Raw genomic sequence first — 12,757 nt, forward strand, 5'->3', positions numbered from 1 at the left:
CCCTGGATGATTTTAGGACGTTTTGAGGCGAAGTGGAGTCCGGTTTGTCAGGCTTATCAACGCTACGAAACTGTCTGGCCGCAAGTTCGATTCACCCTCTCCCCTTGTGGGAGAGGGTGGCTCGCCGCGATAGCGGCGAGACGGGTGAGGGGTCTGTCTCCGCGCGGAATCTCTTGCAACGAAATTGCGGAAGCAACCCCTCATCCGGCGCTTCGCGCCACCTTCTCCCACAAGGGGAGAAGGAAGAACAACGAACTCAATCGATATCATTCAACGTCGCGAACAGCGTCTGGCGCGAGGCGACGGCGGTGATGGCGCCGATCAGGACCGCCTGCACTGCGAGCACGACATAACCGGACGGCCGCAGCGAGAAGGTGCCCAGCAAGGCCGCGAACTGATCCCCGACCGGGGTGCCCGAGAACCAGCCGGCGACCGACTCGGAGAAGCCGAACACCAGCATGGCGGCGCCGCCGCCGATCACGCCGCCTTCGAGGCCGAGCCTGAGGAAATGCCGCAGGAAGCGGTTGGCGATGTAGCGGTCGCCGGCGCCGACAAAATGCAGCACCTCGACGATCGGACGGTTCGCCGCCATGGCGCCGCGGGTCGCGAACGACACCGAGATGATGGTCGCGATGATGACGAGCGCGAGGATGCCGAGGCCGGCGAGCACGGTGGCATTGGTCATCGAGCGCATGCGCTCGATCCAGGCGCGGTGATCGTCGACGCTGGCGCCCGGCGCCACTTGCGTCACGCGGGCGCGCAGGGCGCCGAGATCGAGCGGCGTTCCCGGCTGCACCCGCGCGATGATCATGCGCGGCACCGGCAGATCGTCCATCGACAGCCCCGTGCCGAGCCACGGCTCGAGCAGCTTGCCGCTCTCGTCCTTGCTGAACGGCTTGACCTCGACGATGCCGGGCTGCGCGCGCATCGCCTCGGTCACGGCCGCGCTGTCGCGGTCGAGATCACGCCCCGATTGCGGACGAACCTGGATGGTGATCTCGCTTGCGACCTCCGACTGCCATTCCGCGGCGGAGGCGCTGACCAGCAGCACGGTGCCAGTGGTCATCGACGCCAGGAAGGTCATGATGGCGACGACGGCGACCAGCGCGCGGCCCTGGATCGAGGCGCGCGGCACGATCGGCGACATGTTGCGCGCCTTGGCCGGAAGCTGCGGACGCTCCTGTCCGAGGTCGACCAGCACGCCGCGCTCGTCGGTCTTACTCATAGACGTGCAGCCGTCCCTGATGCAGCACCAGCCGCCGCGCCTCGTACTGGTCCATCAGGCCGATGTCGTGGGTTGCGATGATGACGGCGGTGCCGGATTTGTTGAGCTCGATGAAAAGCCGCAGCAGGCGGCGGCCGAGCGTCGGATCGACGCTGCCGGTCGGCTCGTCCGCGAGCAGCAGCTGCGGCCGCGAAATCACCGCGCGCGCGATCGCGGCGCGCTGCTTCTCGCCGCCGGAGAGAATGGGCGGCAGCGCATCCATGCGGTCGCCGAGGCCGACCCAGCGCAAGAGGTCGATGACCTCCTTGCGATAGCTCGACTCGCTGCGGCCCATGACGCGGAACGGCAGCGCGACATTCTCGTACGTCGTCATGTGGTCGAGCAGGCGGAAATCCTGCAGCACGATGCCGATGCGCTTGCGCAAGTCCGCGATCTCGTCCTTGCCGAGCTGCGAGATGTCGTGGCCGAACAGATTGACGAGGCCGCGCGTCGGCCGATGCGACAGGAACAACAGGCGCAGCAGCGAGGTCTTGCCGGCGCCGGACGGGCCGGTGAGGAACTGGAAGGAATGCGCCGGGATCTGGAAACTGAGGTCGCGCAGGATCTCCGGCCCCAGACCGTAACGCAATCCGACATTTTCGAACCGAACCAAGCTCAGCTCCGTTCGAGAGGGGGCGATAGACGTGACGCGGCGCGCTGCCTTACGCGATCAACGGTTTTTGCGACCGTTATGGTTTCCGGTTCGTTAACGGTCGCCTTGTAGCATCCAGGGCAACCGGCGCTCCGGCTCATCAAGACCAGTCCATGCATCAAGGCTCGTCCATGCATATCGTCTGCCCCCATTGTACGACATCCTACGCCATCAAGCCCGCGAGCCTGGGGGCGAACGGACGGACGGTCCGCTGCTCCCGCTGCAAGGAGACCTGGGTCGCCTATGCCGAGGATGCCATCGAGGAGGCGTCCGTCCCGGCCATGGCCGCGGCCAGCCGGGCCGACGACCAGTCCGACCTCGCCGAGCAGTGGAACTCCTACGCCAAGGACGATGGCGCCACCGATACCCCGGTGGTCGACAGCCCCTCGATCGCCGGCGACTGGCCGGCCGACGAGGCCCGGGAGCTCGAGGACGAGTGGTCAGCGGCGGCCCGGGCCGCCGAGGAAGAAGCCGCGGGCGCACAGCACCAATCCTGGTTCCGCAGCCTGTTCAGCCGGCGCGGCGCGCGGGTCCAGCGTCCGGCCCCGACTGTGGCGCCGCGAAAATCCTATTTCGGCCTGACGACCGCCTGCGCCGCCATGGCCGCGCTGGTGCTGGCCCTGATCATGTGGCGCGGCGACGTGGTGCGGCTGCTGCCGCAGACGGCGGCCTTCTACAAGATGGTCGGGCTCGAGGTGAATTTGCGCGGGCTGGCCTTCAAGGACGTCAAGCTCTCCAGCGAGACCGTTGACGGTAAGCAGGTGCTGGTAATCGAGGGCGTGATCGTCGGCCAGGGCAAGAAGCCGCTCGATATCCCGCGGCTGCGCTTTGCCGTGCGCGACGCCCAGGGCGCGGAGATCTACGCCTGGAATACCGTGCTGGAACAGACCGTGCTGCAGCCCGGCGAGCGCGCCTTCTTCCGTTCGCGCCTGGCCTCGCCGCCGCCGGAGGGCCGCAATATCGACGTTCGCTTCTTCAACCGGCGCGACATCGCCGGCGGCAGCGTATAGTCGCCGCGCGGGAGGTTGATCCCAAGGTTGGTCTCATGTCGAAAATCCTGATCGCCGACGACGAGGATTCGATGCGCACGCTGGTGGCGCGCGCCATCGCCATGGATGGCCACGAGACCGTGACCGCACAGGACGGCGCCGAGGCGCTGGAGATCCTGATCCGCGAGGACGGCGCGTTCGATCTCTTGCTCACCGACATTCAGATGCCCGTCATGGACGGCATCGCACTGGCGCTGTCCGCCGCGCGCGATTTCCCCGACCTCACCATTTTGCTGATGACCGGCTTTGCCGACCAGCGCGAGCGCGCCTCGAACCTCAATGCGCTGGTGCATGACGTCGTGACAAAACCGTTCTCGGTCGCGGATATCCGTACGGCGGTAGCGGACGCACTGGCGGCGAAGAAGGGGTAGCGCTGCAGTCGCGTCGGCCATGACGCGACGCCACCGCGACACATTCGGTGTCGTCCTGGCGAAAGCCAGGACCCATACCGCGTGATTTATCTGTCGGAAATGGAAGTCGTACCGGGCAACCAGCCTTCGCCAAATGCCTCCCTGGGGTAATGGGTCCTGGCTTTCGCCAGGACGACATCGGGGAGGCATCGAGGCTATCGCCTCTAAAAATCCTTCAGCAGCCGCTCGATGTAGTCGAGCTCGATCTGCGGGCGCGAGGGATCGCCTAAGCGGCGGCGGAGCTCTTCGAGGATGCGGCGGACGCGCTGGGCGTCGATCTCGCCGGGGATCTTGACGGTGTAATCGTCGCCGAACTCACGGCCGTGAAGCGGCCGGCCGAGCGGGTCGGTCTGATTGCCGCCGCTCTGCTGGCGGCCGGCCCGGTTGCCGGGACCATCGCCCTGCCCGTCGCCATCGCCCTGCTGCATCGCCTCGGCCATCTTCTGCGCGCCCTTGCGCAGCGCATCGAGCGCCTTGCCCTGCGAATCCACGGCACCGTCCGCGTTACCCTCGCCGAGCTTCGATCCGGCATCGCCCATGGCGCCGTCGGCAGCGTCGAGGCTGCCGTCATCGTCGCCCTGGTCGCCGTCCTGATCGCCATCCTGGCCGGACTGTCCCGGATCGCCCTGCTGGCCCTTCTGCCCCGGCTGACCCTTCTGGCTCTTTTGTCCCTTCTGCGTGAGGCCGCGTTTGGCGAGCTCGTCCTGCAGCTTCTTCAGGCGGTCGCGCAGCGCCTGCTGGTCCTGCTGCAGGTCCGACATCGACTGGTCGCCCTGCTTGCCGCGCGAGCGGTCACGCCGGGAATCCTGGCCCTGCTTGAACGTCTTGTCGCGCAATTGCTGCTGCTTGCGGATCATGTCGCTGAGCTCGTTCAGCGCCTGCTCCATGTCGCTGTCGCCGGACTGCCCGGGCTGCGCCATCTGGAGATTTTCCATGATCTGCGCGAGCTGCTCGAGCATGCGCTGGGCCGCCTCGCGATTGCCCTCGCGCGCCGCCTTCTCGATCTGCTTCAGCAGCTCGTCGAGATCGCGCTGCGTGATGACGTTGCGATCACGGCTGGAGGACTGGCTCCGTTCCGTCGCCCGCTTGTATTCCTCGAGCTTCTGGATGGAGTCGGACTGATTGCTCAGGCTCTTGCCGGATTCCTTCTGCCTGAGGCTATCGCCGGAATCCTGCATCGCCTTCTCGGCGCTGTCGAGCAGCGCATCGGGATCCTGATCCAGCTGGGCAGCGGCCGGCGAGACGCCGCCCAACAGGACGGCGAGACAGGCGATCGAGATCGCCTTGAAGACTGGCACGCGCGCTAGCTTCCGCATTTCCGGTCCCGCGTAAACTGGTTGGCCCCGTCATTGCCCGCCTTGGCCCGGTTGCTCGCCGACTTCCGATAGGCCTGAAGCTGCTGGCGAAGCGCGTCCTGCTGCTGCGCCAGCTCCTCGAGCTGCTCCGCCGTCGCCTTCTGGGTCTTCTGTCGCAGCTCGATCGCCTTGTCGAGGATGAGCTGAACCTCCGCCGGGAACGGCTGCCGGGGGCCGAGCGGATTCTGCTCGGCGCGGCGGGCGAGATCGCGCACCTTGCCGGCCATGGCCTCGCGGAGCTTCTGCGTCAGCACCTTGATCTCGTCCTCGCTGGCGCCGCGCTCCAGCGCCCGCTTCAGCGCGTCCTGCGCCGAGCGCAGCGCGGCGTTGACGCTGCCGGCGACACCGTCATCCTCGATGGTGACCGCGAACGCCCACATGCTCGCCACCACCTCGCGCAGCGCATCGTCGGTGCGGGCCGCCTCGAGCTGGGCAGCGAGGCTACGCAGGCCGAGATAGCAGCCGGCATCCGGCGTGAACAATTCGGGCGCGATCATCAGCGCGTCGAGCGCGGCGTAGACGTCGGAATTCTTGTTGGCGTCGAGCGCGAGGATGCGGCGCTGCTCGATCAGCGCGCGCGCGAGCGAGTTAGTGAACAGGCGCTCGGGCAGGCGCATGTTGAACGGCTCGCTCCTCGCCTCATTGCCGGCCTCGTCCTTGGCGGTGAGCGTCAGCGTCACGTCGGCGCCGGCATAAGGATCCTCGCTGAGGTCCTTCACCGTCTGGCCGACGCCGTTGCGGGTGCGCGCGTTCGGCAGCACCAGCGGGAATTGCGGCGGCTGGAACAGCGGCCGCGCCGCGGCCTTGCTGTCGTCCTTGCCATCGCGCAAACCGATTTGTGCCTCGGCGCCGGTGACGCCGTAATCGTCCTCGATCTTGTAGGAGAGCTGGAGTCCGCCGCGGGCCTGGCGCTCGGGATCCTTGGCGAGCGAGATCGTCGGCGCACGATCGGGCGTCGCGGCAAACGCCCATTGCGGCTGGCCGGAGGGCGCACGGACATGCGCGGTGCCGTCGGCGGTGATGGCGAAATGCTTCTCGTTGGTGCCCTTGGGCGTGGCTTCGGTGGGGGCGACCTCCTTGAGGCCGCCGGAGACGACGACATCGAGGTTGCCGCCGGACGAGCGCACGATCAGCGTCGAGCCGGCGGGAACGGCGAGCGGACCGCTCGCCGGCAGCGCTGCAGCTTCCTTGTTGGCGGCCGACAGGATCACCGGCGGCTTGCCGGTGTAGAGCGGCGGCGTGACCCAGGCATCGACGCGAACATTGGTCGGCGCCAGCACGCCGTTCCAGTCGAAGGCGGCCCCGACGCGCATCGCGCGTTCGTCGCCGGCAGCGAAGAACGTCGCAACCAGCATCATCATGACCAGCGCGCGCAGCGCCCAGGGATCGTGAAGCGCGAGCCGCGGGCGCGGCAGACCGGCCCGGATGCGCTTCAGCGAGGCCAGCGTACGCTCGCGCTGCGCCTGCCACAGCGCCTTCGCGATCGGATCCTGCGAGGTCAGGGTGTCTGTTAGCGTGGTCGCCGGGCGGTGACGGATGCCGGAGCCGCGGTCGAGCCGGCTCAGCGCTTCCTCGCGGCTCGGCCAGCGGAACCGAAGCAGGGGGAACAGCGCGGCGATCGCAATGCCGGCAAAAATGACGAGACCGACGGCGCGGGCCAGGAACGGCAGCGCCAGCCAGAGACCGGCCCAGGACACCACCAGGAACAGGCCGATGACGGTCAGCAGCCGCGCGAGATTTGGCCAGGCACGCTCCCACGCGATGGCATAGATGGCCCTGTCGAGGGCCTGCGCCAGCTTCAGCCGCGACAGAGCGTCGCCATCGCGGTTCGGGTCTGACGGGTCGGGGGTGACGCCGTTCAATCAGCTCTCCAGGTTGCCCGGTAGAGAGAAGCGTACCACAACGGCAGCACTGAGGCATCCGTTCCTGTACGGGAGACACCCCTTTTCCCGCATAACACGAGGACGTGACTGGTCCGCCGCAACCCCGTAATTTCCGCGGCGCCACCTGAGGGAGACGAGAGGAAACGCCATGGATAAGAAAATGCACGACAAGGGCCTCGAGGTCCGCAAAGCGGTACTGGGAGAAGCCTATGTCAACAACGCCCTGAAGAACGTCGACGATTTCAACCGTCCGTTCCAGGAGATGCTGAACGAATATTGCTGGGGCACGGTGTGGGGCCGCGAGGAGCTGCCGCGCAAGACCCGCAGCATGCTCAACATCGCGATGATCGCGATCCTCAACCGCCAGCACGAGTTTCGCGCGCATCTGAAGGGCGCGCTGACCAACGGCGTCACCCGCGACGAGATCCGCGAGATCCTGATGCAGGTCGCCATCTACGGCGGCATGCCGGCCGCCGTCGACAGCTTTCGCATCGCGCGCGAGGTGTTCGCGGAGATTGATGGGAAGGCGTGAGGCAGGCGTGTGAGTGAGGGACGCAACGTTCCTCCTCATCGTCGTCCCGGACAAGCGAAGCGCAGCGTAGCGCTGATCCGGGACCCATAACCACAGGGAGATGTGGTTACGGGGACTCGGAGTGACCGCTTACGCGCGACGACTTCTCCCTGGGGTTATGGGTCCCGGGCTCATCGCTTCGCGATGCCCCGGGACGACGAACGGAAAATGTGACCCCGCTCTCACGCACAACAACAAACAAAGGGAAACACCATGGACATCGGATTCATCGGGCTTGGAAACATGGGTTTCCCGATGGCGCGGCGGCTGATCGAGGCGGGACACAGGCTCGTTGTGTTCGATACGCGCAAGGAGGTCGCGGACAAGCTGGTGGCGCGCGGCGCCATCGCTGCGACCTCGCCGAAGGACGTCGCCGATCGGGTCGAGACCGTGATGGCGAGCCTGCCGTCGCTGCAGGCTTCGCTTGACGTTGCAACCGGCGCGAACGGCGTGATCGAGGGGAGCCGCGCAAAGCGTTTCATCGATCTCTCCACCGTCGGCTCGGCGATGGCTTCGAAGATTCACGGCCGGCTCGCCGAGCGCGGCATCGTGCAGATCGACTCCCCCGTCTCCGGCGGCGTCGGCGGCGCCGAGAAGGGCACGCTGGCGGTGATGGTCTCAGGGCCGAAGGCGGAGTTCGCGCTGCTCAAGCCCGCGCTCGACGTGATCGGAAAAGTGTTCTTCATCGGCGAGAAGCCGGGCGCGGCGCAGACCATGAAGCTCGCCAACAATTTCCTGTCGGCCACGGCGATCGTGGCGACCTCGGAAGCCGTCGTGATGGGCGTGAAGGCCGGGCTCGATCCCGCCGTCATGATCGACGTCATCAATGCCGGCTCCGGAATGAACACCGCGAGCCGCGACAAGTTTCCGCGCTCGGTGCTGCCGCGCACGTTCGATTTCGGCTTCGCCACGGGATTGATGGTGAAGGACGTGCGGCTGGCGCTGGAGGAGATGAAGCAGCTCGGCCTGTCGATGGAGGTCGCCGACGCCGTCGGGCGGCTGTGGGAGACCGTGATCAGCGCGGAAGGCGCGGAGTCGGACTTCACCGCGGCGATCAAGCCGATCGAAAAGAAGGCGGGGGTCGTGGTTGGGGGGAAGACGGGCGGATTGGCGGGGAAGTAGCGCCTCAAATTCTCCTCGTCGTCCCGGGGCGCGCGCAGCGCGAGCCCGGGACCCATAACCACAGGGAGACGTTTGGCGAAGACTCGGAGTTACCGGCTTCGCGCGACAACCGCTCCCTGTGGTTATGGGTCCCGGCCTTCGCCGGGACGACAGCGAGTATGAGGAGCGGCCTTATCGCCCCTCACCGCCTCAGAGCCACGGCGCGGGCGTATCCATCGCGATCAGCTGCTCGACCTCGATGCGCGGGCGCACCACGGCGTACTGGTCGCCTTTCACCAAGACCTCAGGCACCAGCGGGCGCGTGTTGTAGGTGCCGGCCTGCACGGCACCATAGGCGCCCGCGGTCATGATGGCGAGGAGATCGCCCGCCTTCGGCGTCGGCAGCGTGCGGTCGAGCGCGAGATAGTCGCCGGTCTCGCAGACCGGACCGACCACGTCGGCCGTGATCGTGGCGGCGTCCCTCGCCGGTTGCGTGACCGGCAGGATGTCGTGATGGGCTTCATACAGCGTGGGGCGGATCAGATCGTTCATCGCGGCGTCGATGATGACGAAGTTCTTGCCGTCGCCGTGCTTCACATAGATTACCTTGGCGACCAGGATGCCCGCATTGCCGACGATCATGCGGCCCGGCTCGAACATCAGCGTGCAGCCGAGATTGTGGCTGACGCGCTTGACCATGGCGGCATAGGCGGCGGGCGCCGGCGGCGCCTCGCGGTCCATGTAATAGGGAATGCCGAGACCGCCGCCGAAATCGACGTGGCTGATGTCGTGGCCATCGCTACGCAGCGTCTGCACGAATTCGGAGAGAATGCGGAACGCCGTCTCCATGCCGGAGAGATCGGTGATCTGGCTGCCGATATGCACGTCGGTGCCGGTCACCTGGATTCCAGGCAGCTTCGCTGCGCGCGCGTAGACCTCGCGGGCATGCACGATCGGGATGCCGAACTTGTTCTCGGACTTGCCGGTGGAAATCTTGGCATGCGTGCCGGCATCGACGTCGGGATTGACGCGCAACGAGATCCGCGCGGTCTTGCCCGTCTCGGTCGCAAGGCGCGAGAGCAGTTCGAGCTCCGGCTCGGATTCGACGTTGAGGCAGAGGATGTCGGCGGCCAGTGCGGCCCTCAGTTCGTCTTCCGTCTTGCCGACGCCGGAGAACACGATCTTGCTCGCCGGGATGCCGGCGGCCAGCGCGCGCTTCAATTCACCGCCCGAGACCACGTCGGCGCCGGCGCCGAGCTTTGCCAGCGTGCGCAGCACCGACTGATTGGAGTTCGCCTTCATGGCGTAGCAGACCAGCACCTTCTCGCCGGCGAAAGCCTCGGTGAAGACGCGGTAATGCCGCTCCAGCGTCGCGGTCGAATAGCAATAGAACGGCGTGCCGACCGTTGCGGCCAGCTCGGACAGGTTCACCGCCTCGGCGTGCAGCACGCCGTTGCGATAGTCGAAATGGTTCATGGCGTTGGCTCAGTTACCCCAGCCTACCGGCCGGGCTTGTCGTCCAGGAGCGGGTCGAGAATAAACGATTTCTTGCTGCCCTTGGGAGCCGCAGGCGCAGCGTCCGCACCATAGGTGGGGTTGAACAGGCTCGGCGTCCTCTGGGCTTCGGTCTCGGTGTCGGTGGGCGCGGCGACGTTGGCCGTGGACGCGCTGGACGCGGTCGGCGGCAGGTCGAGCGGCCCTTTGCGGCCGCAGCCGGCAAGCGCGAGCGCGGTCAGGCTCAAGACAATGATGGCCCACCCCGAGCCGGCCGGGCGAAACTTTGACGTCACGACGAAATCCCCACTACGCGGGCCGCACCATACAGAGATTGGCGCGCTCTGGCGAGAGCCGGATGACCATGAAACATAAGCGAAATTTTGCCCTCAGCCCAATTTTCGCTCTTTTTCCAGCCGCTTCGCCCAGCTCTTTGCCTGCGCCGCCACGTTCTTCGGCGCGGTGCCGCCGAAGCTGGTGCGGCTCTTCACGGACGATTCGACCGAGAGCACACCGAGCACGTCCTTGGTGATCTTCGGCTCGATTGCCTGCATCTCCTTCAGCGGCAGCTCGTGCAGCGCCACGCCACCCTCGGCGGCCTTGGCCACGATGCGGCCGGTGACGTGGTGCGCGTCGCGGAACGGCATCTTCAGCGTCCGCACCAGCCAGTCGGCCAGATCGGTCGCCGTGGCATAGCCCTCGCCGGCGGCCGCCTTCATCTTGACCTCATCGGGCACGAGGTCGCGGACCATGCCGGTCATGGCGCGGATTGCCAGCGACAGCGCGGCAAAGCCCTCCATGGCGCCCTGCTTGTCTTCCTGCATGTCCTTTTGATAGGCGAGCGGCAGGCCCTTCATCACGATCAGGAGGCCGTTGAGCGCGCCGATGACGCGGCCGGTCTTGGCGCGCACGAGCTCGGCGGCATCCGGATTGCGCTTCTGCGGCATGATCGAGGAACCGGTGGTGAACTTGTCGCTCAGTCGGATCAGACCGACCAAGGGCGAGGTCCAGATCACGATCTCCTCGGCAAAGCGCGACATGTGCACGGCGCAGATCGACGCAGCCGACAGCGTCTCCAGCACGAAATCGCGATCGGAGACGGCGTCGAGCGAGTTCGCCATCGGGCGGTCGAAACCGAGCGCCTTCGCGGTGGCGTGGCGATCGATCGGGAACGAGGTGCCGGCGAGCGCGGCGGCGCCGAGCGGCGATTCATTGAGCCGCTTGCGCGCGTCCTGGAAACGGCCGCGGTCGCGCGCGGCCATCTCGACATAAGCGAGCAGATGGTGGCCGAAGGTTACGGGCTGCGCGGTCTGCAGATGGGTGAAGCCGGGCATCACGGTGCCGGCATGCTCCAGCGCGCGCTGGACCAGTGCCTGCTGGAATGCGGCGAGCGCGGCATCGGTCTCGTCGAGGACGTCGCGGACATAGAGACGGAAGTCGGTCGCGACCTGGTCGTTGCGCGAGCGTGCGGTGTGCAGGCGGCCGGCCGCGGGGCCGATCAGCTCCGACAGGCGGCTCTCGACATTCATATGAATGTCCTCGAGCGCGCGCTTGAATTCGAAGCCGCCCTTGCCGATCTCTGACAAAATCGTGTCTAGACCCTTGCCGATATTTTTCGCATCAGAGGCCGTGATGATGCCCTTCGCGGCGAGCATCGCGGCGTGGGCCTTGGACGCGGCAATGTCCTGGGCAAACAGGTGACGATCGATGTCGATGGAGACGTTGATCTCTTCCATGATCTCATCGGGACGCTCCGAGAATCGGCCGCCCCACATCTTGTTGCTCATGATCCCCTGCTCACGCCTTGCTTTGCCGCACGTTTGCTGGCCGAGGCCAGCCGTATTAAGAGGCCCCTGATAGCCATATCTGCGACCGGATGACAAACGATATGCTCGACAAAAAGCCCTCCGCCACGCGCCGGATACCCCTCGTCATCGCCACCGTGGCGATCGGCGGGCTGGCCGGCTTCGCCGCGCTGTACGGGCTGGGCCTGAGCCGGGCTCCTGGCGGCGATCCGACCTGCAAGCCGGCGGTGGCGACGGCGCAAAAAATCGCCCCGCTCGCCCATGGCGAGGTGGCGGCGCTGACCATGGCGACCGCGCCCCTGAAGCTGCCCGACCTGGCCTTCGAGGACGCCGACGGCAAGCCGAAGAAACTGTCCGATTTCCGCGGCAAGACGCTGCTGGTGAACCTCTGGGCCACCTGGTGCGTGCCGTGCCGGAAGGAGATGCCGGCGCTGGACGAGTTGCAGGGCAAGCTGTCGGGGCCGAATTTCGAGGTGGTGGCGATCAACATCGACACCCGCGACCCCGAAAAGCCGAAAACCTTCCTGAAAGAGGCCAATCTGACCCGGCTCGGCTACTTCAACGACCAGAAAGCCAAGGTTTTCCAGGATCTTAAGGCGATAGGCCGGGCGCTGGGCATGCCGACCTCGGTGCTGGTCGACCCGCAAGGCTGCGAGATCGCGACGATCGCGGGGCCGGCGGAATGGGCGAGCGAGGATGCGCTCAAGCTGCTGCGGGCGGCGACCGGCAAGGCCGCCGCGTCGCTTTAGGCGCTCAGGCCGTCACGTTCAGATTGGCGCCGACGCCGGGGCCGACATTGGCCAGGGAAGGCTGACCCGCGCCGAGCAGGGTCAGGACGGTGGATTTCTCCATGTCCATGTTCTGCTTGGTCAGTCGTCCGTTAAGAAGCCGGATTGATCGAGGCTGGCCGGGCGAGCGTGCGCCATAGCTGGGCCAGGAACAGGCACAAGAGATATCTCAGCCAGGCGAGGATGCGGCGGAAGTTGTGTCCGACGGCTGAGAGGACGACGTTGGCGGCATCGCCGGCGCGGCCTTTGAGGTAGCAGCGCCCGAGGTGGCCTTCCGCCTTCAGGTGTCCGATGATGGGCTCGATGGCGGAGCGGCGGCGCAGCTCGCGCTTGATGACACCGAAAACGCCGCGCTTCTGGCCGGAGATGAAGACGCGACGGGGAT

At 66.5% G+C, this 12,757-nt stretch carries 13 protein-coding genes; 5 read left to right on the forward strand and 8 right to left on the reverse strand.

Going from position 1 to position 12,757, the window contains the following annotated elements; translation table 11 throughout:
• Nucleotides 1–256: 256 nt before the first annotated feature.
• Both IQ16_RS36805 and ftsE read right to left on the reverse strand, forming a co-directional pair.
• The gene (locus tag IQ16_RS36805; protein WP_018646543.1) at nucleotides 257–1,225 is read right to left on the reverse strand and encodes a cell division protein FtsX; all 969 of its coding nucleotides are present in this window, start codon (nucleotides 1,223–1,225) and stop codon (nucleotides 257–259) included.
• Entirely contained in the window at nucleotides 1,218–1,877 is a 660-nt protein-coding gene (ftsE, locus tag IQ16_RS36810) for a cell division ATP-binding protein FtsE (RefSeq protein ID WP_018646542.1), read from the reverse strand. Before ftsE ends, IQ16_RS36805 begins: the two co-directional genes overlap by 8 nt.
• Before the next feature lie 170 nt (nucleotides 1,878–2,047).
• On the opposite strand from ftsE, the gene IQ16_RS36815 reads away from it, so the two are divergent.
• Nucleotides 2,048–2,926, forward strand: coding sequence for an MJ0042-type zinc finger domain-containing protein (locus tag IQ16_RS36815; RefSeq protein WP_026312546.1), 879 nt, complete (start codon nucleotides 2,048–2,050; stop codon nucleotides 2,924–2,926).
• A gap of 35 nt (nucleotides 2,927–2,961) precedes the next feature.
• Nucleotides 2,962–3,336, forward strand: coding sequence for a response regulator (locus IQ16_RS36820; RefSeq protein WP_018646540.1), 375 nt, complete (start codon nucleotides 2,962–2,964; stop codon nucleotides 3,334–3,336).
• A 203-nt stretch (nucleotides 3,337–3,539) separates the two neighbouring features.
• On the opposite strand, the gene IQ16_RS36830 is transcribed toward IQ16_RS36820, so the two are convergent.
• Both IQ16_RS36830 and IQ16_RS36835 read right to left on the reverse strand, forming a co-directional pair.
• Nucleotides 3,540–4,691: a DUF4175 family protein gene (locus IQ16_RS36830; RefSeq protein ID WP_018646539.1), complete on the reverse strand. Its 1,152-nt coding sequence runs from the start codon at nucleotides 4,689–4,691 to the stop codon at nucleotides 3,540–3,542.
• On the reverse strand, nucleotides 4,679–6,592 hold the full coding sequence (locus IQ16_RS36835; RefSeq protein ID WP_018646538.1) for a TIGR02302 family protein: 1,914 nt from the start codon (nucleotides 6,590–6,592) through the stop codon (nucleotides 4,679–4,681). Before IQ16_RS36835 ends, IQ16_RS36830 begins: the two co-directional genes overlap by 13 nt.
• A 169-nt stretch (nucleotides 6,593–6,761) precedes the next feature.
• Between IQ16_RS36835 and IQ16_RS36840 the strand changes: the two genes are divergently transcribed.
• A complete protein-coding gene (locus IQ16_RS36840) occupies nucleotides 6,762–7,145 on the forward strand; it encodes a carboxymuconolactone decarboxylase family protein (protein ID WP_008567285.1) in 384 nt (127 codons plus the stop codon).
• 252 nt (nucleotides 7,146–7,397) lie between these two features.
• Nucleotides 7,398–8,306, forward strand: coding sequence for an NAD(P)-dependent oxidoreductase (locus tag IQ16_RS36850; RefSeq protein ID WP_018646537.1), 909 nt, complete (start codon nucleotides 7,398–7,400; stop codon nucleotides 8,304–8,306).
• 189 nt (nucleotides 8,307–8,495) lie between these two features.
• Here the strand turns inward: IQ16_RS36850 and lysA are convergent, their stop codons facing one another.
• From lysA to argH, 3 genes are all read right to left on the reverse strand, one after another.
• On the reverse strand, nucleotides 8,496–9,761 hold the full coding sequence (gene lysA, locus IQ16_RS36855) for a diaminopimelate decarboxylase (RefSeq protein WP_018646536.1): 1,266 nt from the start codon (nucleotides 9,759–9,761) through the stop codon (nucleotides 8,496–8,498).
• 23 nt (nucleotides 9,762–9,784) lie between these two features.
• Nucleotides 9,785–10,075 (reverse strand): LPS translocon maturation chaperone LptM, encoded by a 291-nt coding sequence (lptM, locus tag IQ16_RS36860; RefSeq protein ID WP_018646535.1) that lies wholly within the window; start codon nucleotides 10,073–10,075, stop codon nucleotides 9,785–9,787.
• 93 nt (nucleotides 10,076–10,168) lie between these two features.
• Nucleotides 10,169–11,566: an argininosuccinate lyase gene (argH, locus tag IQ16_RS36865; RefSeq protein WP_018646534.1), complete on the reverse strand. Its 1,398-nt coding sequence runs from the start codon at nucleotides 11,564–11,566 to the stop codon at nucleotides 10,169–10,171.
• 101 nt (nucleotides 11,567–11,667) lie between these two features.
• Between argH and tlpA the strand changes: the two genes are divergently transcribed.
• A complete protein-coding gene (gene tlpA, locus IQ16_RS36870) occupies nucleotides 11,668–12,333 on the forward strand; it encodes a thiol:disulfide interchange protein TlpA (protein WP_026312545.1) in 666 nt (221 codons plus the stop codon).
• A gap of 131 nt (nucleotides 12,334–12,464) precedes the next feature.
• Here the strand turns inward: tlpA and IQ16_RS36875 are convergent.
• The coding region (locus IQ16_RS36875) for a transposase (protein WP_488226080.1) at nucleotides 12,465–12,757 on the reverse strand (293 nt) is incomplete at its 5' end.

Source organism: Bradyrhizobium huanghuaihaiense, assembly GCF_007830635.1.
Taxonomy (GTDB): domain Bacteria; phylum Pseudomonadota; class Alphaproteobacteria; order Rhizobiales; family Xanthobacteraceae; genus Bradyrhizobium; species Bradyrhizobium huanghuaihaiense.

Excerpts from the sequence above, each read along its gene's own strand:
- IQ16_RS36805 (WP_018646543.1), bottom strand. The coding sequence starts at position 1,225 with ATGAGTAAGACCGACGAGCGCGGCGTGCTGGTCGACCTCGGACAGGAG.
- IQ16_RS36815 (WP_026312546.1), top strand. The coding sequence starts at position 2,048 with ATGCATATCGTCTGCCCCCATTGTACGACATCCTACGCCATCAAGCCC.
- IQ16_RS36820 (WP_018646540.1), top strand. The coding sequence starts at position 2,962 with ATGTCGAAAATCCTGATCGCCGACGACGAGGATTCGATGCGCACGCTG.
- IQ16_RS36830 (WP_018646539.1), bottom strand. The coding sequence starts at position 4,691 with ATGCGGAAGCTAGCGCGCGTGCCAGTCTTCAAGGCGATCTCGATCGCC.
- IQ16_RS36840 (WP_008567285.1), top strand. The coding sequence starts at position 6,762 with ATGGATAAGAAAATGCACGACAAGGGCCTCGAGGTCCGCAAAGCGGTA.
- IQ16_RS36850 (WP_018646537.1), top strand. The coding sequence starts at position 7,398 with ATGGACATCGGATTCATCGGGCTTGGAAACATGGGTTTCCCGATGGCG.
- lysA (WP_018646536.1), bottom strand. The coding sequence starts at position 9,761 with ATGAACCATTTCGACTATCGCAACGGCGTGCTGCACGCCGAGGCGGTG.
- argH (WP_018646534.1), bottom strand. The coding sequence starts at position 11,566 with ATGAGCAACAAGATGTGGGGCGGCCGATTCTCGGAGCGTCCCGATGAG.
- tlpA (WP_026312545.1), top strand. The coding sequence starts at position 11,668 with ATGCTCGACAAAAAGCCCTCCGCCACGCGCCGGATACCCCTCGTCATC.